The following is a 25,132-nucleotide window of genomic DNA, read 5'->3' as shown; positions in this document are numbered from 1 at the left end:
AAAGGCCGTTTTAGGCGTTTAAGCGAGGATAAAAAATGAAAAAAATCACACTCATCTCCGCCTGTATGCTGTTGTTTACAGTAGCCAATGCGGAACAAATGCAGTTTGTAACCACAATGTCCGCCCCGGTGGGTAACTTTGCCCATTTGGACGCAGCAGATTCCACGCACGTTACTTGTGTGGGAAAAAAAGATGGGGATAGTTGCATTGGTGGGTATCTTAACTTTTGTAATACCCGTTCCAATGTGGGGAATATCGTAATCAAAGGGGCTAATGCGTACTTAAAACAGATAAATGTACAAAACGGAACAACATTAGGCAGTACCAATACGCCTGAATACCGTTTGAGTGAAAAATTAACGGTTGAAAACGGCGGCACGGTAACAGCCGGGCGCATAATGGCCAATAACGTTACTTTTAAAGATACGAACTTCCACCAAAGCAACGTAACCAACACGATTTACGGTAATGACATCCCCGTAATGGGTGGCAAGGCGGACAATATGGATATTTCCAGCACTGCCAAGATTAATAAAAGTGCACAGAACTCGGCCTATTTGGATAAAGAAATGGAGTGGAGCAATGAATACCAATGCGATTATAATTCCTCGGCGAGTACCGAGGGTGAAAGCGTATGGGGCACGGAATATGTGGATGTAAAGGAATATATTGGTAATAGTTCTGCGTATGTTTCTGGCAAAGGTGCGCCGTGGTATGAGCCGGGGGACGATGACCGAAAATACGACGTGCAATGTGAGTGTGCGGCTTGTTTTGATGAAGGTTCCAATGAACATTTTAAAGAGAGTTGGGCGGCCTATTTTACGGAAGTATGCAGTGAACACGGGGTTAATGCAAAACAGAACAATGCTCCTGAACTGGCCAACTGGGTGAGTACCCGCTTAGATCCCTCGTATTATGAACAGGAAAACTTTAACGCCGGGAGCCGGTTTTATACGGAAAATTATATATTAAGTGGGGCTTACGGAAGCAATGGTCATACTTGGCTTGTAAATAATAGTTCTTGCAATGGGACTACGCACGATATTGGGCCAGACCCGGTATCGGTCCGTGCGAAATCTTATGCCGTAGGATGTTTGGTTCCAAGGGGAACAGATGCTTCGGAGCGTAATATACTATACGGTTTGCATTATTGTGCGTTTTGGAACTGCCGCGTAAAGGAGCCGGGAGAGGGAACCTCGCAAGAGTGCACGACACCGAAATATACCTCTTACTTGCTTAAATCCAAGGCACGCGTGGCTGAGTCCGGCAGCGACAGCGGAAAAACATATAAGCGCTCGGGTTCTTCTTCCAAACAAAATGCGTTGCAGCGACAAGTTACTACGGCTAACTGTAATATGGGTAACGGGCCATATTCCGTAATGCCTAATACAGATCCAAGAAATGCGGGTGTGTCGGGGTTTCCCTATGCTTATGATTCTGGGGCAACCATTGGTGCCTCTTGTTCGGATAATGTAATAAATTCTTACTCGTGGAGTGTTGGCTCGTGTGAAGGTAACCAAGCCCATTTTGACGTGAGTTATACTGTGCTGTATTGCGAGTAAGTGAAATAAGTTTTAATGTAAAAAATGTAAAACCTCCGCCTCAAGCGGAGGTTTTTTAGTGGTTTTGTGGTGTTATTCCGTAGTAATTGGCGCTTTGCAGGTTTTCGTCATCCCCGAGTGTTTGGCGGCCCGCAGGGCTCGGGGGCTGTCGTTTCGTAAGAGAACAAGCACAACAAAAACAGATTTCCGAGCGTTCCACGCCGCCAATTCCTCGGGAATGACACCTTTACGAAAAAAGAGAAAAAACAAGAAAATATACTATCTATTTTCCCCAAATTTGCTTGGCTTTGGCGTTGTCCGGCTGGACGGTTTGCGCTTCCAAATCTACGCGCCATTTTCCACAGGGAAAAGTAGAAGCCTTTAACTGCGTAGCGCTTACCCCGGTGCGGGCCTTGGCGTGGCAGTAAACGGCAAAGCCGCCCTGCGTGTTCAGTTCCTGCACTTGCAAAAGGCGGTCGCTTAACATAAATACGGCCCCTTGGCGGTTGTAGGACTTGTTCATTTGGTAGAAATACTTGTCTATTTTCGGCCCGGCCACGCGCGAGAGCAAGGCTTTGGCCTGTGCTTCTTTGCTGGCGGGCTGTGCGGCGGTTTTAGCCACCCTTTCGGCCTGCTGTTGGCGTTGTTCGTTTAAATAGGCGTTGCGACGCGTTTGCAAGCGGTTGGCGGCCTCTTCAATTTGCTTTAATCGGGCGGGGTTTTCGTACTCTTTATAGGATAGTTTTACGAGCCCGCTGTTGGAAACTGCGCCCTTGGGGTCCGTGGTTACTTTGGTGGTGTTTACTAAATTGGAGTGCGTTACCTTAAAGGTGATTTTGCCGGGCGTGTATTTGCGCGCGCGGCCGTAATAGGCCAAGCGTTGGTTAAAATCTTTATTAAAATCCAGTGTTACTTCGGTTTTGTCGCTGCGCCAGCAGCAGGCGTCCACGCAGGCGTTTTTCATATCTATCACTTCGGCTACTTCCTGCGGCCAAAAATGGAGGTTAAAGCGGTAGCAGGAATCGTATTGTTTGCCGTCAAAATCCAACTTCTTGGCGGAAACTTCCAGCCAAGGCTTTGTCGTGGCCACGCCGGAATTGTTCATCGGCGTGTAGCAGGCGGATAAAAGGCAGGCAAACATTGCGCCCAAGAGTGTTTTTTTCATACACTTTATTATAGTAACTTTTTTACAGAAAGGAGCAATAAGTGAAGTTGATTTTGCCGTTTGTTGAAAAATTGCCGTACATTCCGGGCCAATATAACGTATTGATTGCGCAAATTGCGTCCGCTATCCTGTTTGTGTTTGTGCTGTATATTTTGGCGCGTTTTAGCACTTGGTTTTGCAATAAATATTTAAGCAAACTGGTGGCAAAACTCCACTCCGAAAAGTGGTTTAACGCAATGCGCGAGCACCGCTTTTTTACGGCGCTTGGCGTGGTGGTGGCTGCAATGGCCGCCATTAACCTGCACCCGGTGTTTATTTCCGAGGATATTGCTTGGCTGGCAACCTTAATGGGTAAATTGACGGGGCTGTTCGTGGTGATTAGTTTCTCGTGGCTGATTAATGCCCTGTTGGACACTTTATCCCACCTTTACGGGCGCAACCCGAATATCCCCATAAAGGGGCTTGTGCAGGCAGTAAAAATCGTAGTCTTTTTGGGCACGGGGCTTTTTATATTATCCTTGGTGCTAGGGCGCAAGCCAATGTACATTATCACGGGCTTGTCCGCTTTGGCGGCTGTCTTCTCCTTAATTTTTAAAGACCCTATTTTAGGGTTTGCCGCCAGTATCCAGTTGACGACCAACAAACTGATTAAAATCGGCGATTGGATTACTGTGGATTCCGCCGGGGCTGACGGGAATATTATTGATATTTCGCTCACCAGCGTGCGCGTGCAAAACTTTGATATGACGATTGTCAGCGTGCCGACCTATGATATGATTTCCAAACCATTTAAAAATTGGAGCGGTATGTATGCGGCCAAGGCGCGGCGTATCCAGCGCAGTATTTTAATTGATGTAGATACGGTTAAATTTTTGGACCGCCCGATGTTGGAACGTTTGAAAAAAATTGAACTCTTAAAGGATTATTTGGCCGGGAAAGAGGCCGAAATAACCGCCTTTAACGCCAAACGCAACGTAAAGGAAAACCTGATTAACGGGCGGCATTTAACCAACTTAGGCACCTTCCGCCACTATGCGGAACTGTACTTGGCTTCGCGTCCATATGTGGTGTCGGGCGATGCGAATTTTACGCTGATGGTGCGCCAGTTAAAGCAGGAAGCCCAGGGCCTGCCGTTAGAGGTGTATTGCTTTTTGAATACGACGGTTTGGACCGATTACGAGGCGCTTCAAAGTGATATTTTTGACCATTTGTTTGCGGTCTTGCCGCAATTTGGTCTGTATGCGTACCAACAGCCCAGCGGGCGCAATATTGCGCAAGGCGTGGCACAGCTGTTGGATAACGCGCCCAAAGCGTAAAGCGGTTGGTTTATTCTTTTTCGCCCCGGTGGTTTTATGGCCCTGGGGCGTTTTGTTGACATAAAAACGCCCGGCGGAGAAAAGTGCCGGGCGTTAGGGTTTGTAGGGAACAACTGCAAATTCTACGGAATAGAATCCATAATCTTGCGCAATTCTTCTTCACTTTTGTCGCGCACTTCTACGGTCTTTTCCTTTCCTTTGGCGCCTTTTACGATGATAATGCTTTCTTCCGCCACGTTAAAGAAATCAGCCAGGAAGGTCTTCATAATGGCGTTGGCGGCGTCGTCATCCACCTTTTTATTTTTAATCTTTACGCGCAGTACACTGCCAATGCGGCTGATTACCTCATTGCGCCCTGCGGTTGGGATTAAACGGACCTTTATAATCATAAACCCTCCAAAGTTGTGGCAAATAAACGGCTGCCAATTCGCGGCAGGGTAGAGCCTTCCTCTACCGCCGCCCTAAAATCTTCACTCATCCCTAGCGACAAATACCGCTCGCCGCTGGGAAAATCTTGGTCAAAGGCTGTTTTGACCTGTTTAAAAATGCGGTGCAACTCTTCTTGCGTTGCGCCCTGCGGGGCAATACCCATATACCCGCAAATTTTAATATGTTCCAGTCCCGCCAGTTTCTTTACCAAGGCCCGCGCTTCGTTAAGGGGCAAGCCGGATTGGGTGTCTTTTTGCGTCAGTTTTATTTGTACAAGCGCGCGGAGTAACTTTCCTGCCGGCGCGGTGCGGTTTAAGGCCAAGGCGGTTTCTTCGTTATCCAAGGAGTCTATAAAATCAAACAACCGCGCGGCTTTGGCCGCTTTGTTTTTTTGTAAATGCCCGATAAAATGTTTAACGGTTTTGTACTGCGCAAAAACGGGACTCGTCCAGCGTTTTTCAGCCTGTTGGACGCGGGATTCGCCAATGTGCCGGATAAGGCCCTTAGCCAAGAGCGTTAAGACATCCTTGTCTTGCGCGTACTTGGTTACGGCCATTAAGGTTACGTCCTGCGGGTTCCGGCCCGCCTTTTGGCACGCGGCGCACAGGGCAGACTCTACAAACTGCACATTTTTTACGAGTTCTTCTTCCCTGGTCATAAAAATCCCTTGACATATTATATCAAAATTTACTTTAATTGGGAAATTTTTTCTATTTTTCTCCGTCGGACACTCAACGGGCACGCGGTTTATTTTATACAATATCTATATATGCAGAGAGAAACCAAACGCAGTATGATTCTTATTTCCGCCGCCAACGGGCTTTTGCTCTTTGGCTACGGGCTCTCTTTACCCTTTTTTACCATTTATTTAATTAGCCAGCGGGGGCTGTCTCCGTCCCTTGCCGGACTGGTGATTGCGCTGGCCGGGCTGTCCCGCTGTGTGTCCAGCGCCATTAGCGGCGAACTGGCCGATGCGTTTGGCCGCAAAAATGTAATGATGTGGGGGCTGTTTTCCCAAATTGTTGCAATGTTTGCGCTGGGGCTGTGCATTGAACTAAAAGTAAACGTGGGCTGGATGCTCACCTGGTACTTTTTAACCACCTTTTTGGGTGCGTTCTTCCGCCCGGCTTCTAATGCGTGGGTAACGGACAATACCACACCCAAAGAGCGTGTAGAAGCCTTTGGCATTATCCGCATAGGGCTAAACATCGGCTGGGCGTTGGGCCCGGCTATGGGTGGCTTTTTGGTGCGGTATTCGTACAGTATGGCGTTTTACTTTACGGCTATTTTGTACGCAGTTACCATTTTGTATTTGGGACGGCTAGTGCAGGATAATCATATTCCGTGTAAATCGCGCAAGCCCAGTTTCGTTTCCACCTTGCTTGCCTTAAAGGATACACGCCTGGCCAAATTGTGCCTGTATGTACTGCTGATTACGGCCGTAAACTCCCAGTTAGTGGTGGGGCTTTCGGTGCATTGCAAACAGTATTTGCATATGCCGGAGTATTATATCGGGTGGTTTTTTACGGTAAACGGCCTGGTGGTGGTGTTTTTGCAATATTGGGGCACGGTGCTGATGAGCAAAATCCGCCTTTCTACGGCAATGCTGCTGGGGTGCTTGGCGTATGCGGTGGGGTTTGGCTCGGTAGGGTTTTTTGACAGTTTTATTTTAATTGCTTTTGGCGTATTTTTGGCAGGCGTCGGCGAACTGATTGTTTCGCCCGGCGAGCAAACCTTGGTGTCTAATATTGCTTCGCGCGAAACCCGCGGGCGGTATTTGGGGATGCTGATGGTGTTTTACAATTTGGGCTCGGCGGTCGGCTTCTTTATGGCCGGATTGTTGGGGGATTATGTGGCCCCGCACTATTTGCCCGGACCGTGGCTGATTGTAGGTGCGGTGGCGGTGTTGGCTGGTATTGGCTTTTGGCGGATGCGTTACAGCCTTACGGACAGCGAGGACGGCAAGACGAACGTCCCCGTGCCGATTAAAAAAGATACAATTACTTTAAACTAATTAAGGAGAGTCGTATGAGAGGAATTATTTTTGCGTTGTTGACGTTAGTCTTGGGGGCTTTGATTGGCCTGGGCCTTGAAAAATTGGCCGCCTATTTGCCCCAGCAGTTGGACCACGCCTTAACGCGCGTTTACACGGTGGGTATTCATCCCTTGGCCCTGTGCGTGAGCATTTGCGGCATTATCGGGCTGGTGTTGGGATACCTGATTATTTCCAAATTCGTGCGCAAATAATATGCACTTAATTTTAGCCTCCAAGTCCCCGCGCCGCATTGCTCTTTTAAAGGAGTTGGGGTTTGCGTTTGATATTATTCCGTCCCAAACCCCCGAAAAAAGCGCCAAAAAGCGTCCGGCGGCCCGCGTGAGCGAACTGGCCGTGCAAAAGGCCTTTGACGTGGCCCAAAAGTATCCGGGCGCGGTGGTTATCGGTGCGGATACCTTGGTGTTTTGCAAGGGCGAAATTATCGGCAAGCCAAAGGACAAAAAGGACGCTCTGCGCATTTTAAACAAGTTAAACGGCTCCTGGCAGTCCGTTTATACAGGGGTGTGCATTATGTGCTTAAACGGGCATAAAATGCTTTACGGGTACGATGTTTCCAAGTGCAAGGCGCGCACCTTGTCGCCTGAACAGTTGGACCATTTGGCCGGGAAACATATGGACAAAGCCGGGGCCTATGCGGTGCAGGACGAGGAAGACCCGTTCATAGAGCGCATTGTCGGCAGCCGCAGTAATGTAGTGGGCTTTCCGGTGGAATATTTCCAAAACTTATATAAGGAGTTTTCGTCATTATGAGAGAAGTGGATTTGCTTATTATCGGCGCGGGCCCTGCCGGGTGCAGTGCGGCCATTTACGCGGTGCGGGCGGGGGTAAAGCCCGTTATTGCGGGCGGCGCGGTGCCGGGCGGGCAGTTATTAACTACGCCGGATATTGAAAATTACGCCGGGTTTGTTAATCCCGTAGGCGGTTTTGAATTAATGGACAATATGCACAAGCAATGCAAACGCTTGGGCGTGGAATTTACGGCGGACGAGATTGCCAAGGTGGAGGGGGAAAAGTCGCCCTTTACGCTGACGACGACCGACGGCAAACAATATTTGGCCAAAAGCGTAATTATCGCCACCGGGGCCAAAGCCCGCTGGTTGGGGCTTCCCGGCGAAGAAAAATTTATCGGCCACGGGCTTTCCGCCTGTGCCATTTGCGACGGATTTTTTATGCGCGGCAAAACGGTATGCGTAGTGGGCGGCGGCAATACGGCGTTTGAGGACGCGCTCTTCTTGTCGCAATTCTGCCCCGAAGTGAATTTAATCCACCGCCGCGATGCTTTCCGTGCCGACCAGGTAACCGTGGAAAAGGTAAAGTCTAACCCCAAAATCAAACTGGTGCTTAACAGCGTGCCCGTGGAACTTTTAGGCGGCGAAACGCTGGAAGGCGTAAAGGTAAAAAATGTAAAAACCGGGGAAATCACCCAAATTGCCTGCTCAGGCTTGTTTGTAGCCATTGGGGCCGAGCCCCAGACGGCCTTTTTGAAAGATTCCTTGGTAGCGCTGGCCGATAACGGCCTCGTGCTTGCGGACGAGCGCACACATACGACCATTGAGGGCATTTTTGCCGCGGGCGACTGTGCCGATAAGCACTATCGCCAGGCAATTATTGCCGCCGGAAACGGGGCCAAGGCGGGCATTGAAGCCGCCGCCTTTGTAAACTTACACCGTTAGGCTTGGCTTTCAGGAAAATCCCCGCGCGTGAATTTGCCCGTGCGGGGGCCTTTTTATATACCGCTCCCGCGTGTATAGTCTAAATTTAGTAAAATATATATTCTATGATAGACATTAAAGACCTTTCCTTCCATTTTGGCTTGCGCACCTTGTTTGAAGATACGTCCGTAATGATTCAGGACGGGCAAAAGGTGGGCCTTGTCGGCCCCAACGGGTGCGGCAAAAGTACGCTTTTTAAACTGATTGAAGGAAAGTTCTCGCCGGACGGCGGCAAAATAGAAATTTCCCGCGGAACCAAAATAGCCTCCGTGGCGCAGGATATTGCGGACCCGTCCGTGCCGTTGTTGGATTATGTCTTATCCGCCGATAAAGAATTGGCCGCCCTGCAAAAGGAACTGGAAAACCCCAATATTTCGGGCGAGCGTATGGCCGAAGTGTTTGATAAATTGGAGTTTTTGGGCGCACACAGCGCCGAAGCGCGCGCCAGCGCCATTTTGAGCGGGCTTGGCTTTTTAAATACCGATTTCCGCCGCCCGTTAAAGGAATTTTCCGGCGGGTGGCAGGTCCGTGCCAATGTGGCCGCGTGCCTGTATGCGCCGTCCAACTGTTTACTCTTAGACGAACCCACCAACCACTTGGATTTGGAGACCGCAATGTGGTTGGAAAATTACCTTGTCCGTTTGGACAAAACCGTTTTTATCATCAGCCACGACCGCCACATTTTAAACCGCCTGTGCGATAAAATTATCCACGTGGAGGATGGGCAATTAAAACTCTACAACGGCAATTACGATACTTACGAACGCACCCGCGCGGCGGCTATTGAGGGGTTGCGTTTGGCGGCCGCCAAGCACGAACGTGTGGTGGCGCATTTGCAGTCGTTTGTGGACCGTTTCCGCTATAAGGCCACCAAGGCCAAGCAGGCGCAGAGCCGTATTAAAATGATTGAAAAACTGGGCGCCGCGCCGCAAATTCCAAAAGACCCCGAAGCGCATTTTGAATTTCCGTCCCCGGTGCGGTTGCAAAACTCTTTAATTACTATTGAAAACGGCGTGGCCGGGTATGACGATAAACCCGTACTCAGCGATTTGAATTTGCGCATTGAGCCCGATGACCGCATTGCGTTGTTGGGCGCCAACGGAAACGGTAAATCCACTTTGGCTAAAATTTTATCCCACCGCTTGCTTTTGATGAGTGGCAAGATGACCGTAGCCAAAAAAATGAAGATTGCCTATTTCTCCCAGCACCAAACGGAAGAATTGGATGTGGAAAAAACGCCGTATGAGCAACTGTCCGCCGTAATGCCGCTGGCTACGGAAACGCAAGTCCGCGCGCAGTTGGGCGCGTTTGGCTTAAATAAGGCCAAGAGCGATACGGAAATCGGTAAACTGTCAGGGGGCGAAAAGTCCCGCCTGCTCTTGGCGCTTATTACCAAGGATGCGCCGCACTTGCTGATTTTGGATGAACCCACGAACCATTTGGATATCCAATCCCGCCAAGCGCTCTTGGAAGCCTTAAACGAGTACCAAGGCGCGGTGGTGCTGATTACGCACGACTTGCACGTGATAGAACTCACTTGCGATACGTTGTGGATTGTCCGCCACGGCACCTGCAAAACCTTTACGGGCGATTTGGACGATTACAAGGCCCAACTGCTTAAAAATAACGACCGTAACGACCTCGCCAGCGACAAAATGACCTCCAAAGAGGCCCAGCGCAAGGCCGCCGCCGAACGCCGCGCCCGCGTGGCTCCGCTTAAAAAGGAAATCCGCGCACTGGATGAAAAGATAGAAAAACTTTCCGCCCGCAAAAAGACCTTGGAGGACCAACTGGTGGCTGAATATTCGGCGGACGGCAGTATAGAATTGGCCCTTTTAAACGACCAATTAAAGAACGCCGAAGAGGAGTGGCTGCGCTTAAACGAGGAGTGCGAAGCCGCGCTGGCGGAGGATAATTAATGAACGCTTTTCAAGTATTGCCTGAATTTTTGCAAAACGCCTTAAAACGCTTGGATATTACGGAACCGACCCCGGTGCAAGAGGGGGCTATTCCGCCCGCCTTGCGCGGACAGGATGTATTGGCTACTGCCCAGACAGGTACAGGCAAAACCTTTGCTTTTTTGCTTCCGCTGGTGGCGCGCCTGACGGATAATCCGCAGGAAAATGCGCTTATTTTGTCGCCTACGCGTGAATTGGCGCAGCAGACTCTGACGGAACTTAACAAACTGACGGATGAGGAACACCCGGTTTCCGCCGCGCTGATTATTGGGGGGGACAATATCCATAAGCAATACGCCGATTTGCGCCGCCACCCGCGCGTGATTATCGCCACGCCTGGCCGCCTGCTAGACCATATGGGGCGTAAGAGCGTGGATATTAAACAGGTGCGCTATTTGGTGCTGGACGAGACGGACCGTATGCTGGATATGGGCTTTATTGACGATATGCGTAAAATTGCCGCCTCTTTGCCCACGCCGCGCCAAACGCTCCTTTTTTCGGCCACGCTCCCCAAGGAAATCGTGGGGCTGGCAAACGAATTTTTACACCAACCCGCCCGCGTTAAAATTGGCTCTGTAACTTCGCCCGCTGATTTGGTAGTGCAGGAAATTGTGCAGGTTTCCGTGCGCGAAAAACTGCCGCAGTTGCTCCACGAGTTAAACACACGCCCGGGCTCTATTTTGGTCTTTACGCGTACCAAACACGGTGCGGAACGTTTGGCCAAGCAACTCAAACTCTACGGGCAAAAGGCCAATGCCTTGCACGGGGATTTGCGCCAAAACCGCCGCCGCCAAGTGCTGGAATTTTTTAGAAGCGGCGTCGTGCGCGTATTGGTGGCTACCGACGTGGCCGCCCGCGGAATTGATGTGCCCAATTTGGCCTGCGTGATTAATTACGATTTGCCCCAATGCCCCGAGGATTATATCCACCGTATCGGCCGGACGGGCCGCGCGGGGGCTGTTGGTACTGCCGTATCGCTCATTTCCGACGATATGGATAAATGGAGCGATATTTGCAAGGTTACCAAATTTTCTATCCCGGTTAAAACGGTACAAAAGACGATTGAACCCTTGCCCGCGCCTAAATTTGTGGCGCAGGAAGAGGGCACGGCGCACGCTAAAAACTGCCGTAAACGCGAGGTGCGCCCGTCCAAGGCGACCGAAGTGGCCAAGCGGCTACTGGCCGAGGGGGAAGTATATTTGCCGCAGACACCGCGCGTGGAAGCCGTGGTAAAGCCTGTACCTGTTAAAAAGCCTAAAACCTTCCGTAAGGCCGCCGATGCCGCACGGATTTTAAGCGAAAACGAAGCGCCTAAAAACCTCTTTGCCGTAAAAGTGGGCGCGAGTAAAAAGAAATTAAAACAGTTGGAAGCCAAAAAAGCCTTTGTTCCCCAGGGGAGCAAACGCTTTGTAAAATTCTTCAAACGCCGGAAAAACGGCCGGTAAGTAAATTTAATGTGAAAGGATTCTTTCTGCCTGTCATCCCCGAGGTTGTAGTCGGGGATCTGTTGTCTTTGTAGTAACGACAGATTTCCAACACAAACCTTTGGAAATGACAAGGAATATCTAATTTTAGTGTAAAAAAGCCCCGGAGAAATTTCCCCGGGGCCGTTTTATTTTTGGGCAAACTATCTAATCAAATATCCGCCAGCAGAATCTTTAACGGCGTTGCCGCTTGCGTCCGTGGCGCCCATAGCGGGGCAAATCCACTCGTATTTTACGTTGCTACTGGGCGTGCAGGTAAGCGCGCTTTTGCCGTACGTCGGGTGGTTGTAGTACATTTTAAAGCAAAAGGTGTCGTTGTAGGAGTTGGCTCCGCTTAAACGGCAGGCGCGGATGCCGTCGTTTGCGAAAATATATTCAAACTTGCCGATACCAAAATTGGCGGATGTTGTGCTTGTGGCGTCAAAGAAAGATACGTCTAAGCCGTTTAATTTCATCGGCGTTTCCGAATTGGACGAGCGGTAGCGCTTGGCGGAGTCAAAAAGCGTGCGCAGGTTTACTAACGCCTCCATAGACTCCGCTCGCTGGATAGAGCGGCGGTATTGTGGCAGGGCGATAGCCGTTAAAATGCCGATAATCAGCACTACGGCCAGTAACTCAATCAGGGTAAAACCTTTGTTAAATCTCTTCATATAAAAATCTCCTTTACTTTGTTAGTATATCGGTTTTTGGGGGGGATTTCAATATTAACTCTTGTGAACGGCTCAAAAAAGGTTATAATAATGAGTAGTATTTTTATTTTTAAGAGGTTTTTATGAAACTTACAAAACACGGTTTTACACTCACCGAACTGATGGCGGTGGTGATTATTATCGGCATTTTGGCCGGTATTGGTTTTGGCTCGTACCAAAAAGCGATTGAGCGCAGCCGATTTTCCGAAGGGCTTGCTGCGGGGGCCGCGGTGCAGGAAGCCGTAAACCGCTATTATTACGAAAATACGGATTTGTCCGATGGCTCGCGCAAATATCCCAAAATGGCCTATTTGGATATTGGGCTTGCCAATGCCAAAGATTGCGCCAGCAAGAACGACTATTGCGTGCGGACGAAATATTTTGAAGTTATTGTTAATAATACTGGACGGGTTTATGCCTATCATATGAAAGGTAACACGCGTCAATTATATTATTTGCTGTGGCTTCCGAGTTTTGATTCTTCCCGGGAAGGAGAAGCCTGTGTGCCTTTCGGTAGCAATACGACGGAGGGCGTAGATTTTTGTAAGAGTATGGGATATACTGTCCAATTGGGCTCTTTATATTATAAGCCGTAAGGTAATTTTACCCAATAAAAAACCCCGCTAAATGCGGGGTTTTTTAATATATAGGAAATCTGGTTTAGCCGTTTTGGACAGGCGGAAGAATTTTCTTCCCCTGTCCGCCAGCGAACAACTTGGCTGGCTTCAAACTGCTTAACTGGGGTTTTTATATCCCCTGCGCGCTTGCCTTATTTCTTGGCAATCATATAATGCGCGCCGCTGACGTTTTCGCCCACTTTTACGAGGGCATCCGCCATTTTTTCAAGCAACTTTTTCATTACTTTCTCCCTTAAAAATATTCCGATAAGGAGAATCCTTCTTATCTTTACTACACTAAAATTATACAAATTTTTACAACGGTTGTAAAATAGGGGTATATATGTTAACAAATATAAAAATAATATGCAAGTTCTTTTCGGGCAAATCGGCCCTTTACTATTATATAATATATATATGAAAACACTTTCTACCGATTGTTTGGTTATCGGCGCCGGAATTGCCGGGTGCGTATATGCGCACGAGGCCGCCAAAAGAGGCCTTAAAACCACGCTGCTTTGCTGTGGGGAAATGTCCCAGGCCAACAGCGACCTTGCCCAAGGGGGCATTGTTTATGAACCCCATTTAAATATGGATGATTTGCTGGCCGATGTGAAGATGGCCACCGCGGGTATGTGCAACGAAAGCGCGGTAAAGGAACTTTCCGCCGCGGGTTGTAAGGCCATAGAGGAAGTTTTTTTGAAGGATTTGTCTGTTCCCTTTGACCGCGATTCCCAGCACCACCTGCGCTTTACGCGCGAGGGCGCGCATCGCAAGAACCGCATTATTTACTCCAAGGATACCACGGGGCACGCGCTGCTGGCCGCTATTCAGGCTTCCGTGCGCCAAAACCCGCTTATCACGGTAAAGGAGTTTACCTCCGCCATTGATTTATTAACTCTTTCGCACAGTTCGCCCGACCCGATGGACCGCTACTATCCGCTGACCGTTTTCGGTGCGTATGTATTGGATAACAAGACGGGCGAAGTATATGCTATTACCGCCAAAAAAACCGTATTGGCTACGGGCGGTGTGGGGCAGGTGTATTTGCATACCACCAATGCCGAACACGCCTACGGACACGGTATTGCAATGGCCTACCGCGTGGGTGCGCGTGTGATGAATATGGAATTTTTGCAATTCCACCCCACGGTGTTTGCCAAGGGCAAAAGTTTTCTCTTGTCCGAAGCGTTGCGCGGCGAGGGGGCTATTTTGCGCAACTGCAAGGGCGAAGCCTTTATGCCCAAGTATCACCCGTTAAAGGATTTGGCCCCGCGTGATATCGTTGCCCGCGCCATTGAAGAAGAACGCTTGGAAACTTCGCACGATTGCGTGTATTTGGATATTACCGCTAACCCGGCGGCGGAGACTAAGGAACGCTTCCCGGCTATTTACAAAAAATGTTTGGAAGGCGGTTACGATATGACCAAGGTCCCCGTGCCGGTGGTTCCGGCGGCGCACTATTTCTGCGGTGGCGTGTATGCAACGCCCGAGGGCAGAACAAACATCGTCAATTTAAACGCCATTGGCGAGACGGCCTGCACGGGCTATCACGGCGCGAACCGCTTGGCAAGCACCTCGCTGTTGGAAGCGGTGGCGATGGGCTATCTGTGTGCGCACGCGGACGCGGAAGACATCAAAACGCAATCCTTCCATATTCCTACGCCTAAGGATTGGGTGGTTCCGGAGGAAAAGCCTGACCTTAACTTGGTTAAGCAGGATTTGGCTACGCTTCGCAACACGATGTGGAACTATGTGGGGCTTATTCGCAGCCGCAAGCATTTGGGCCGCGCGGAAAAGATTTTGCGCCACCTGCATAACGAGATTGATTCCTTTTACAAGGGCAATGCCTTGTGCCAGGAACTGTTGGACTTGCGTAACGGCACGCAGACGGCTTTGCTTATCACTTATGCCGCTTTAAAAAACCGCCACTCAGCGGGGTGCCATTACTTGTCGGACGAAAAAAAGTAAATGCTTTTCATTACACAAAAAACCGGGCCCTGGAATTTTTCCAAGGTCCGGTTTTTAGTTGTTTTTTCTCTTATTCGCGGTATTGCAAAAAGCGTGTGGCCCCCATTAATCAAAAGAGCGCGGAAAAGTGGCGGCCCGCAGGGTGCCGCCCGCTAGGGTGCGGCCTGATCGGGTTCTAGGGTTTGTTGTTATTAAATAAGAAGGTCATCCTGAATTTATTTCAGGATCTACCTTTTGGGTAGTGGTTGTTATCTAAAAGGTCATACTTGAAGGTTTGCCGACGCGGAGCGTTCCAGTATCTAATCCTTATTTTGATAAAGACAGATCCTGGACTACGCCTTTCCAGGATGACGACAACGACTAACAACACAATCAGTAGATTCTAAAACAAGTTCAGAATGACCCTTAATAGAATATTGTTTGCCGTCATCCCCGAGTGTTTGGCAGCCTGCAAGGCCTAGAAGGATGGAGCGTGCTTTTTGCTGAAAAAGAAGTTTTGCCCGTGCTTATCAAAAAACGCTTTGAGCATTTTTACGGCAATAAATGTGGAAATAACATCGGCACACGCAGGCGCCAAAAACACGCCCGTAAGGCCTAAAAACGTCGGCAAAATGAGCACCAAGGGGATTAAAAAAAGCACTTGGCGCGATAAACTCAAAAATGCCGCCTTTAACGGTTGGTTAATGGCTTGGAAGAAACTTGTCGTCATCATTTGCAAAGGCACAATAGCCAACAGCAAATTAAACAGCCGTATCGCCCTAGACGCCATATCCACCAAGGCTAAATCCTGTGCGTTAAACACCGCCGCAATCGGGCGGGCAAAAACTTCGGTTAAAATAAACCCAGTAGTTGTAACCACCATACCCCAGCGGATAGCCATTTTGAGCGTTTGGATAGCCGTGGCGTACTTGCGCGCGCCGTGGTTGTAGCCAATGAGCGGCTGGGCGCCTTGGGAAATGCCGACCAAGGGCAGTAAAATAACAGTATTCACACTGACCGCAATGCCCGCGGCGGAAATCGCTATGTTTCCGCCATACTTTAACAGAGCGTGATTTAAAATAACATTGAGCAGGCCCGAGGCCAACTGAAAGGCAAATTGTGAGAATCCAATCGCCATACAGCCCCATACAATATCGGTCCGCAGGCGAAAGAACTTCCAGCGCAACCGGTAGAAACTGCGCTGCCCGGTAAAGAACAGTAAAATCCAAATAAAGGAAACCACCTGCCCGCAGACTGTGGCCGCCGCCGCCCCTTTAATGCCCCAATGGAGCATAAAAATAAACACCGGGCCCAATACCAAGTTGATAAACGCGCCGATGAGTTGCGTGCACATAGCGGTTTTAGGATGGCCGGACGAGCGGATAAAATTGTTCATACCTACGCCGATAGCAAATAAAAAGTACCCGGGAAGGACCACCCACGCATAATCGCGTGCAAAGGGCAATACTTCGCTATCTGCACCCAAAAAGGTAAGCACCGGGTCTAAAAACAGGTAACTGCCTACCGTTAGTACCCCGGCCACTAAAATAAGCAATATAAAAGCGTTGCCCAAAATGCGCTGGGCTTCTTCTTCTTTCTTTTCGCCCAAGCGGATAGAAAAAAGGGAATTTGCGCCCACGCCGATAAGCGCACTGAACCCCATATACAAAAGCCCTAGGGGGAACAAAATCGTAATCCCGGCGAGCCCGTTCGCTCCCACATCCTGCCCTACATAAATACGGGAAATAATGTTGTACAACGCGTTTACAAACATCCCGGCCACCGCCGGGGCGGAAAATTTAACCAATAATTGCGCCAAAGTGCGCCCTTTAAAGGGATTTTTTTCGTGAATAGATACTGCCTTTGCCATTTACTAAAACTCCTTAAAGCGTAAAAAAAGCCCCCATTTGGTTGGGTGCTTTTCTTATATATATTTTACCAAATATAAAAATAGTTAGGTAGTGGCGCTTATAGGTTATTAATGGTACAATACAAAGATAGTAAGGAGGATTTTTATGAAAAACCGTTTTATCTTGCGCGCCGTTTTGGCGGCGGCGTTGGTGGCGGGGACTGCGCTTTCTTCTTTGGCAGCTGCCCCGGCCCTAAAAGTTTTGTCGGCTTCCCCTAAGGGGAAACTCTATGCGGGGGGACGTTATTCCGTTTCCGTTTCGTTTAACCAGCCCGTAGCCGCGCTGGGGGAAAAGACGGAGTTTTCCTCGTCTAACTGCCCGATTACCATTTCGCCCAAAATCAAGGGCTCCTGCCGGTATAGCGGCACGCAAACGGTGATTTTTGAACCGGCCGAAAACTGGCCCGAAGCCACCGCTTATACCGTAACCGTTCCCGCAGGTTTTAAATCCGCCGTTAGCGGTAAGGCCTTGGCGCAAAATTATACGTTCCGCTTTACTACCCCGGTGCCCGAGGTGAATTTCGTTCAGCCCCGAAAGGATGAACATTGGATTAGCCTAAATCCCACCTTATATGTAGTATTTACCCGCCCGGTAAAAATGGACGAACTTTCTAAATATGTTCAACTTTCCTATACTGTCCCGGCCGAGGCTACTTTCAGCCAGCGTTTGGGTTTATCCTCCGCCAAACGCCCGGATGTTACCAAAACCGTCCCGCTGATTGTCCGCCCGATTAGCCAACTGGAATACGATAAAGATTTTTCTTACTATAACAAACAAAATATTGCGGTTATCAGCCCGTTGTCCGCCTTGGAAAAAGGTACCCGCTATACCCTTACGTTAAAGGCGGGATTGCCCGCGCCTACGGGTACGCAGGGGATGGAAAAGGATTATAACACCACTTTCTATACCTATCCTAATTTGACGGTTTTAAACCAAATTAATGACGGTTGTTTACCCTATACGCCGACGGTGGATTTTTCCACCCCGGTCCGCTTGAAGGAACTTGCCGCTGCGGCCACTGTGGAACCCGCCTCCGCCGTGCGCCAACTTTCCGAACAGGAGGGCGATGCGCTGGGCTATGACGTGGTGGATAATAAAACGGGCGCGGCATATTTCCGCACGCCCTTTGCCTTCCTTAATTTGAAGCCCGGTCAAACCGTTACCGTAACTTTAAATAAAAACCTGCGCGATATCTACGGCAATACCTTGGGTGAAGATAAAACCTTTAAAATAACCAACTCCGGCTATTGCCCGACGGCGGACTTTTCGGGCGGGCTTGGCGTATTGGAAAGTTATTTAAGCCCGCGCTTGCCCATTGATTTAATGAATACGCCCTCTCTGCCTGTGCGCGGGGCGCGTTTTAATAAAGAAAATTTTATTCCGTTTGATACGGTTTCCGCAGGATACTGCGCCAAAAAGCCGCTTACGTCCGCCACCTTTGACGGCACTTATACCTTTAAAGACGTAAAGGACCGCACGGTTAAAACCTTTATTGACTTAAATAAGTTTAATCCCACGGCCAAGGACAGTATTGTTTTCAGCCAAGTAAAACTCCAAGACAAAAACCGCAAAGACGGCTGCTGGGTGTCCTCCACCGATAATATTACCGATGTGGGGGTAACGTTAAAGACATCGCCCGAAAATATTTTGCTTTGGGCTACCTCTCTCCAAACGGGCGAACCAATGCCTAATTTGGCGGTGGAACTGCGTGGCAAAGACAACAAAATCTTGTGGACGGGCAGTACCGACCAGGACGGCCTTGTCCGCGCACCCGGCTGGAAGAATTTGGACGTTGCCTCCGAGTGGGGGCAACCCGTGGTGTATGCGTTTGTATCCAGCGCGGGCGGCGATGCGGTCGTCAGCAGTGCTTGGAACGACGGCCTTGAACCGTGGCGCTTTAATTTAAATTACGATTACAATCCCCAGCCCGAAGCGGTGCGCTCCGTGCTGTTTACGGACCGCGGCATTTACCGCCCCGGCGAAACCTTATATCTAAAAGGCGTCGTGCGCCAATTAAAGGGCGGCGCGTGGGGATTGTCGCAGGCGGTGCGCGGAAAGGTGCGTATTAACGACGCACGCGGCGAAGAGGTGCTAAATAAAGATGTTACCCTTTCCTCGCAAATGGGCACCTTTGACCTGAAATTTGATATCCCCAAAACGGCCTATACGGGTTCTTGGGATATTTCCTTTACCCCGCAGATAAAGGGGCAACAAGATGTTTCCAGCGCGTATTACAGTTTCCAGGTGGAAGCCGTCAAACAGGCGGATTTTAAGGTAAATCTCCGCCCGGAGCAAGATTTTTATTTCTCTGGTGATACGGCCCAATTTTTAGCCTCTGCCCAGTACAACTTTGGCTCCCCGTTGGCGGGCGCCAAGGCCAAATGGAACCTGCGCCGGATGCGCGCTTGGTTTGAGCCCAAAGGTTTTGAGGGCTACACCTTTACGCCGTATTTCCTGCGTGAGGACGAATACAAAGAGGACGGCAAACTGCTGCTGGACTCCACGGGTAATTTGGACGATAAAGGAGCCCTGAATTTTTCTGCCCGCTTGCCGAAGGTGGACTTCCCGGTAACGGTATATGCCGAACTGGGCGTGCAGTCGCCCGCGCGGCAGGATTTGTTTGCCCGCGCCGATGTGCTTGTTCACCCCGCTTCCTTTTACTTGGGGGCTAAACTGGTAACGGACCGCGTGGAACTGGGCGACACGGTTCAGGCGGACCTGCTGGCGGTAACGCCCAAGGGAGTGCGAACCTCGGCCACGGTTACGGCGGATATCCGCAAGGAACAATGGTTCAGCGTGCGCAAGGCCGGGCTTTCGGGCCGCTTGGAGTGGGTAAGTGAAAAGAAGGTAACCAATTTGCCCAGCCAAACATTGCAAGTTGGCACGGACGGCGGACGCTTGTCCTTTAAACCGACGGAAGCCGGAAACTATTTTGTAACACTTACCAGCAAGGACTCCTCGGGCCGCACCGTATTGGGTGGCTTTAATGTAATGGTGTATGGCAAGGGGCAGGCTTATTGGCAAAAGACGGATGATGACCTGTTGGTGTTGAAACAGGACAAAAATTCCTACAAGCCGGGCAAAACGGCCCGCATTGCCGTAGAATCCCCGTATGAAAACGCCTTGGCATTGGTAACGGTGGAACGCGAGGGCATTTTGGACGCGTGGATTACGCCTGTTAAGGGCGGGGCGGACTATGTGGAAGTACCGGTAAAGCCCAATTATCTGCCTAACGTATATGTTGGCGTAACCTTGGTGCGCGGACGGAGTGCGGACCCCGTGAACGATAAGGGGCTTGATTTGGGTAAACCGCAAGGCAAGGTGGGATATGTCAATTTGACGGTCCTGCCCGATTCCAAAAAGATTACGCCCGTTATCAAAACCGACAAAACCCGCTACCAGCCGGGCGAAGAGGTAACGCTCAAACTGACGGCCAAGCCGCATTTGAAGAATACCCCGGCGGAAGTAGCCGTTATGGTGGTGGATGAGGGCGTTTTGGCGCTGACGAATTACCAGACGCCGGATTTGTTTAACCAATATTACGGTTCCCGCCCGGTGTCTGTATTTACGATGGATAACCGCGTGTATGTGGTGGGTCAGCGTAACTTTGGCGAAAAAGGCGAAAACCGCGGGGGCGGCGGGGCAAACTATGCCGCCAGCAAGTTGGGCGGGGTAGATTTGCGCACGAACTTTGCGTTTACGCCGTATTTTAATGCGGTGGTAACCACCGATAAAAAAGGCCGCGCGGAAGTGAAATTTAAACTGCCTGACAACCTAACCAAATTCCGCATAATGGCTGTAGCCCTGACGGCGGACGAGTTCGGCTCGGCAGAAACGTCTATCCAAGTGTCTAAACCCGTTATGGTTACACCCAACCTGCCGCGTTTTGCGCGCAAGGGGGATAAGTTCTCCTGTGGGGCCGTTGTATATAACTACGAGGATAAAAAAGGCGAACTGACCGTAACCGCCCGCGCCGAAGGCGCTGTAACCTTATCCGGCCCGGACACCAAAACCGTAACGGTGCCCTTGGGCAAAGCGCAGGAAGTAGCCTGGGCGTGCGAAGCAGTGGACAACGGCGAAGCGCGCGTAGCGTTTAGCGTAAAGGGACGCAAGGCGCAGGACGGCGTACTTTCTAAATTTACGGTTTCCCCGGTGGAAAAGAAGCAGACTCTTTCCGTCTATGCGGCTACGAAGGGAGAACAGGAAGAATTGTTAGACAAGCCGGGCAACTTAAACGAAGCGGCGGATAACGAAATTACCCTCTCGCTCGCTTCCACGGCACTTTTAAACTTAAAGGGTTCTATGGTCTATTTGCTCACTTATCCGTATGATTGCTTGGAGCAAAAAATGTCCAAGGCGTTGCCCGTTATTGCGGGGGCTCAGTTGGTGGAAGATTTTAAACTGGGCGATACCGCGCAGTATAAAAAGCAGGTGCAGGAAATTTTGGATTTGCTGCCCGAATACCAATACGCTTCTGGTGGCCTTGGCTACTGGAAGAATACTTCTTTGCCTGACCCGTACGTAACGGCCTACGCGCTGGAAGTAAACTATTTGGCCAAAAAGGCGGGCTATCGGGTGCAAACCAAGGCATTAGATAAGGCGGTCTCTTGGTTGGAAACGGCTTTTTATGCCAAGACTACCCGCGCCTACCGTTATTCCTCCTTGGAAACCGACACCGCGCGCGCTTACGCCGCGTATGTGCTGGCCTTGTACGGCAGAAATGTGCAAAGCGCTTTTAATACGCTCTATGCCAAGGCGGACTCTTTGCCGCTCCCGGCGCAAGCGTATTTGTTAAAGGCCGCGCAGGCTTCGGGCCGCTCTAAAACCATTAAAAACGCCTTGGGCCAACGCTTGTTGAACCGCATCGTCTTTACGCCCGAATCGGCTTATTTTGACGTACCCCAGGAAATGCCTTGGCTGCATATGGATAACACCAAGGGCACGGCTCTTGCGCTGGATGCGCTGTTATACGCGCAATATCCGTTTGAGCAATCGTTCCAAACGGCGCATTGGCTGCTTACGCAGTTAAACGCCGAAGGCCATTGGAACAATACGAACGTAAACGCCGCTGTATTTAAGGCGTTAAACACCTATTACCAAGCGCAGGAAAGCGTAACGCCGGACTTTGAAGCGTCCGTCAAACTGGCCGGGAAAACCTTGCTCCAAAATACCTTTAAGGGCCGCAGTGTGGACAGCAAAACCGCTTCCGTACCGTTTGATGAGGTATATGGCAACAAGGGCGAAGCCCGCTTGAAATTTGCCAAAGAGGGGGCCGGGACGCTCTATTATACCTTGGGTCAAGTGTATGAGCCGCGCCGCTATGATAAACCGGTGGACGGCGGCTTTACGGTTTCCCGTGCGATTACCACCTTGGACGGCAAACCCGTGAGCGAAATTGTGGCGGGCGAACGCTATAAAATCACCTTAACGGTCAAAAACGCCACGGCGCGCAACTTTGTGGTGGTGGAGGATTTTATCCCGGCCGGGTTTGAAATTGTAAACACCTCGCTGGCGACCGAATCCGCCGCGCAGGGCGCCGTATTAGCCGGGGACAACGGCGATTATTATAACGGTTTTGAGCGGAGCGAAAAATACGACGACCGCTTGGCCGCGTTTGCCGATTATCTGCCCGCCGGCACGCACACCTATTCTTACTTGGTGTCTGCTTCGGTGCCGGGCACATTTGCCTATCCGTGCCTGTGGGCCAGCCAAATGTATGAGCCGTCCGTCTTTGGCCGCAACGCCACCGAAACGCTTATCATTAAATAATGAAAAAGTGTTTGGCGGTACTTTTAAGTTTAGTGCTTCTTCCCTGCCTGGTGGGTGGGGAAGAAGCATTTTTGTTGCCGTCCAAACAAATCTACGACCGCTACGGCGCACCTATCCGCGGCTTTTTGTCGGCCCGTAATACCTATTATTTGCCCGTTTCGTTAAACGAGGTTTCGCCTTGGCTGATAGCCGCCGCCGTGGCCGCCGAGGACAAACGCTTTTTTACGCACTCCGGGGTGGATGTGGCGGCTATTTTGCGTGCCGCGTGGCAAAACACCACAGCGGGCGAAGTCGTTTCCGGCGCGTCCACCATTACCCAGCAACTGGCCCGCGCGGTGGAGCCCCGTCCCAAAACCTTTTGGGGCAAAACGCGCGAAGCGTTTAGTGCGCTAAAAATAGAGCGCCAGATGACCAAAGAGGAAATTTTGGAGGAATATTTTAACCTCTTGGAACTGGGCAATTTAACGCAAGGGGTGGAAGCCGCCAGCCGTTTCTATTTTAATACGCAGGCGGCGGATTTGTCCTTGTCGCAGTCCGCATTTTTGGCGGGACTTGCCAAATCGCCCACTTATTATAATCCGCTTAAACATTTCTCCCGCGCGCTCAAACGGCGCGATTGGGTGCTGAAAAAAATGCTGGATAACGGGTTTATTGATAAGGAAATGTACGCTCTGGCCGTGAGCGAGCAGTTGGAATTGCGTTCTGCCGCCCGCCCGTTTGACGCACCGCACTTTACGCGCCTGTTGGAGCCCCTTTTGCCGCCTGATTCGCAGGAAGTATCCTCTACCTTAGATAAAGATTTGCAATTATATGCCGAGGGCGTAGTAAAAAATTATATTTCGCACTTGTCGGAGCAAAACGTAACTAACGGGGCGGTGGTAGTGCTGGAAAATGCCACCGGGGCGGTGCTTGCCTATGTGGGTTCGGCTGATTTTTACAACGCCCAAAACAGCGGGCAGGTGGACGGTGCGCGCGCCTTGCGCCAGCCGGGTTCGGCCTTAAAACCCTTTGTATATGGGCTGGCCTTTGAGCGGGGAAGCCTTACTCCGGCCAGTTTGATTTTGGATGAGGACACATTTTTTGAGGGGGGATTCCGCCCCCGGAACTATGACGAAAACTACCACGGCTGGGTATCTGCCCGCCGCGCGTTGGCGTGCTCGTACAATATCCCGGCGGTAAAGGCAGCGGAACTTTCCGGCACGTTTAATTTATTGGCTCTTTTGCGCCGGGCGGGGTTTACCTCTTTAACCAAACCCGCTGATTTTTACGGCTTGGGGCTGGCATTAGGCAATGGCGAGGTGCGCCTGTTGGACCTGACAAACGCCTATGCCGCGCTTGCACGCGGGGGAGTTTATAAACCTGTTTTGTTTGCTACAACCCCTATTATACGCGCCCCGGGCCGGGAAACGCGTTTGCTTACCCCGCAGGCTTCCTATTTGGTTACGGATATTTTGGCGGATAATAATGCCCGCGCGCCGGCGTTTGGGCTTAATTCGCCGCTTTCTTTGCCCTTCCCGTTTGCGGCCAAGACGGGCACGTCCAAGGATTACAAGGATAATTTTGCCATTGGCTATACCGCGCGTTGGACGGTGGGCGTATGGGTGGGAAATTTTGACGCAACCTCTATGCAAAAGGTGTCCGGCATTACGGGTGCGGGACCGATTTTGCACGATTTGGCCATTTATTTGCAAGACAAATATCCCTCTGGGCCGTTTTCTGTGCCCGAGGGTATAGTGCGTGCGCAGACTTGTTTGGATAGCGGCCTTTTGGCCGGGGAAAACTGCCCGCACACGCAGGAAAGCGCCTTTGACCGGGCACACTTGCCCGGTATTTGTTCAGGGCGGCACAAGGCGTTTTCTACGCGCTTAAAAATTGTTTCTCCCACGGACAAGGATGTTTTTAAGATAGACCCGTCCGTGCCGCTTGCTTCCCAAGCCGTTAAGTGGGCGGCAGAGTGCACCGAAGACAAATGTACCTGGGTTTTGGACGGGAAAAAACACCCGGGTTCGTCCTGCCAAAACTGGTGGCCATTGCAAGAGGGCAAGCATACCTTATCGGTTTCGTGCCACGGCGAATCAGCCAGCCTTGCCTTTGAAGTCCTACCGTAAAAGGAGTGTCCTTTTTTACCCAAGAACAAGAGTGGCGGACCGCTAGGGTGCGGCCCGCAGGGTTTTCAGAATCTACCGATTATATAGTTTGTCTTTTGTATTGTAGTTGCCGTCATCCTGGAAAGTCGTAGTCCAGGATCTGTCGTTAATAAAAAAGAGGAAAACAACAGATACTGGAACGCTCCGCGCCGGCAAACCTTCCAGTATGACCTTTTAGACAACAACGAACGACCCAAGATGTAGTTCCTGAACTAAATTGAGGATGACTTTTATTGTTGTCATTCCCGACTGTCGTAGTCGGGAATCTGTTTTTTGCCGTGGTTGCTCCCTTCCGAAACGACAGATCCCCGACTAAATTCCTCGGGGATGACAATTACACAATGTTGTTTTTGTCGTTGCCTTTTTGGCTGTTTATTGTAAAGGGCTTG

At 50.4% G+C, this 25,132-nt stretch carries 17 protein-coding genes; 12 read left to right on the top strand and 5 right to left on the bottom strand.

The features are described 5' to 3' along the window. Positions 1 to 35 precede the first annotated feature (35 nt). On the top strand, positions 36 to 1,562 hold the full coding sequence (locus B2118_RS07425; protein ID WP_428054680.1) for a hypothetical protein: 1,527 nt from the start codon (positions 36 to 38) through the stop codon (positions 1,560 to 1,562). 262 nt (positions 1,563 to 1,824) lie between these two features. On the opposite strand, the gene B2118_RS07420 is transcribed toward B2118_RS07425, so the two are convergent. Further along, positions 1,825 to 2,706 (bottom strand): hypothetical protein, encoded by an 882-nt coding sequence (locus B2118_RS07420; RefSeq protein ID WP_428054678.1) that lies wholly within the window; start codon positions 2,704 to 2,706, stop codon positions 1,825 to 1,827. A gap of 41 nt (positions 2,707 to 2,747) precedes the next feature. On the opposite strand from B2118_RS07420, the gene B2118_RS07415 reads away from it, so the two are divergent. Next, complete coding sequence (locus B2118_RS07415) at positions 2,748 to 4,022, top strand: mechanosensitive ion channel family protein (RefSeq protein WP_428054676.1); 1,275 nt, start codon at positions 2,748 to 2,750, stop codon at positions 4,020 to 4,022. 122 nt (positions 4,023 to 4,144) lie between these two features. On the opposite strand, the gene B2118_RS07410 is transcribed toward B2118_RS07415, so the two are convergent. Together B2118_RS07410 and B2118_RS07405 are read right to left on the bottom strand one after the other, a co-directional pair. After that, a complete protein-coding gene (locus tag B2118_RS07410; RefSeq protein WP_177747271.1) occupies positions 4,145 to 4,411 on the bottom strand; it encodes a DUF167 family protein in 267 nt (88 codons plus the stop codon). Continuing rightward, the gene (locus B2118_RS07405) at positions 4,408 to 5,109 is read right to left on the bottom strand and encodes a YggS family pyridoxal phosphate-dependent enzyme (RefSeq protein WP_428054674.1); all 702 of its coding nucleotides are present in this window, start codon (positions 5,107 to 5,109) and stop codon (positions 4,408 to 4,410) included. The genes B2118_RS07410 and B2118_RS07405 overlap by 4 nt, the downstream gene beginning before the upstream one ends. A 111-nt stretch (positions 5,110 to 5,220) precedes the next feature. On the opposite strand from B2118_RS07405, the gene B2118_RS07400 reads away from it, so the two are divergent. The 6 genes from B2118_RS07400 to B2118_RS07375 all read left to right on the top strand — a co-directional run bounded on the left by B2118_RS07400 (position 5,221) and on the right by B2118_RS07375 (position 11,622). Beyond that, a complete protein-coding gene (locus tag B2118_RS07400; RefSeq protein ID WP_428054672.1) occupies positions 5,221 to 6,465 on the top strand; it encodes an MDR family MFS transporter in 1,245 nt (414 codons plus the stop codon). Positions 6,466 to 6,479: 14 nt separating this feature from the next. Further along, positions 6,480 to 6,698, top strand: coding sequence for a hypothetical protein (locus tag B2118_RS07395; RefSeq protein WP_428054670.1), 219 nt, complete (start codon positions 6,480 to 6,482; stop codon positions 6,696 to 6,698). Position 6,699: 1 nt separating this feature from the next. Further along, positions 6,700 to 7,257, top strand: coding sequence for a Maf family protein (locus tag B2118_RS07390; protein WP_428054668.1), 558 nt, complete (start codon positions 6,700 to 6,702; stop codon positions 7,255 to 7,257). Further along, a complete protein-coding gene (gene trxB / locus B2118_RS07385; protein ID WP_428054666.1) occupies positions 7,254 to 8,180 on the top strand; it encodes a thioredoxin-disulfide reductase in 927 nt (308 codons plus the stop codon). The genes B2118_RS07390 and trxB overlap by 4 nt, the downstream gene beginning before the upstream one ends. 104 nt (positions 8,181 to 8,284) lie before the next feature. Further along, positions 8,285 to 10,138, top strand: a complete 1,854-nt coding sequence (abc-f, locus tag B2118_RS07380) for a ribosomal protection-like ABC-F family protein (RefSeq protein ID WP_428054664.1) — start codon at positions 8,285 to 8,287, stop codon at positions 10,136 to 10,138. Beyond that, positions 10,138 to 11,622 (top strand): DEAD/DEAH box helicase, encoded by a 1,485-nt coding sequence (locus B2118_RS07375; protein ID WP_428054662.1) that lies wholly within the window; start codon positions 10,138 to 10,140, stop codon positions 11,620 to 11,622. The genes abc-f and B2118_RS07375 overlap by 1 nt, the downstream gene beginning before the upstream one ends. Before the next feature lie 182 nt (positions 11,623 to 11,804). On the opposite strand, the gene B2118_RS07370 is transcribed toward B2118_RS07375, so the two are convergent. Beyond that, complete coding sequence (locus B2118_RS07370) at positions 11,805 to 12,311, bottom strand: type IV pilin protein (RefSeq protein ID WP_428054660.1); 507 nt, start codon at positions 12,309 to 12,311, stop codon at positions 11,805 to 11,807. A 122-nt stretch (positions 12,312 to 12,433) separates the two neighbouring features. Here B2118_RS07370 and B2118_RS07365 point away from each other — a divergent pair, with 122 nt between their 5' ends. Together B2118_RS07365 and B2118_RS07360 are read left to right on the top strand one after the other, a co-directional pair. Then, positions 12,434 to 12,946, top strand: a complete 513-nt coding sequence (locus B2118_RS07365) for a prepilin-type N-terminal cleavage/methylation domain-containing protein (RefSeq protein ID WP_428054658.1) — start codon at positions 12,434 to 12,436, stop codon at positions 12,944 to 12,946. Positions 12,947 to 13,384: 438 nt separating this feature from the next. After that, complete coding sequence (locus B2118_RS07360) at positions 13,385 to 14,938, top strand: L-aspartate oxidase (protein ID WP_428054656.1); 1,554 nt, start codon at positions 13,385 to 13,387, stop codon at positions 14,936 to 14,938. Positions 14,939 to 15,395: 457 nt separating this feature from the next. Here the strand turns inward: B2118_RS07360 and B2118_RS07355 are convergent, their stop codons facing one another. After that, positions 15,396 to 16,787 carry an MATE family efflux transporter gene (locus B2118_RS07355; RefSeq protein WP_428054654.1) on the bottom strand — a complete coding sequence of 464 codons (1,392 nt, stop codon included), beginning with the start codon at positions 16,785 to 16,787 and terminating at the stop codon, positions 15,396 to 15,398. Between the two features lie 145 nt (positions 16,788 to 16,932). Between B2118_RS07355 and B2118_RS07350 the strand changes: the two genes are divergently transcribed. Together B2118_RS07350 and pbpC are read left to right on the top strand one after the other, a co-directional pair. Beyond that, entirely contained in the window at positions 16,933 to 22,596 is a 5,664-nt protein-coding gene (locus B2118_RS07350) for an alpha-2-macroglobulin family protein (protein ID WP_428054651.1), read from the top strand. After that, on the top strand, positions 22,596 to 24,704 hold the full coding sequence (gene pbpC / locus B2118_RS07345; RefSeq protein WP_428054649.1) for a penicillin-binding protein 1C: 2,109 nt from the start codon (positions 22,596 to 22,598) through the stop codon (positions 24,702 to 24,704). The genes B2118_RS07350 and pbpC overlap by 1 nt, the downstream gene beginning before the upstream one ends. Positions 24,705 to 25,132 lie beyond the last annotated feature (428 nt).

It is taken from the genome of Candidatus Avelusimicrobium stercoris, from assembly GCF_002437085.1.
GTDB classification, from domain to species: domain Bacteria; phylum Elusimicrobiota; class Elusimicrobia; order Elusimicrobiales; family Elusimicrobiaceae; genus Avelusimicrobium; species Avelusimicrobium stercoris.
This window is presented reverse-complemented; position numbering and strand designations above follow the sequence as displayed.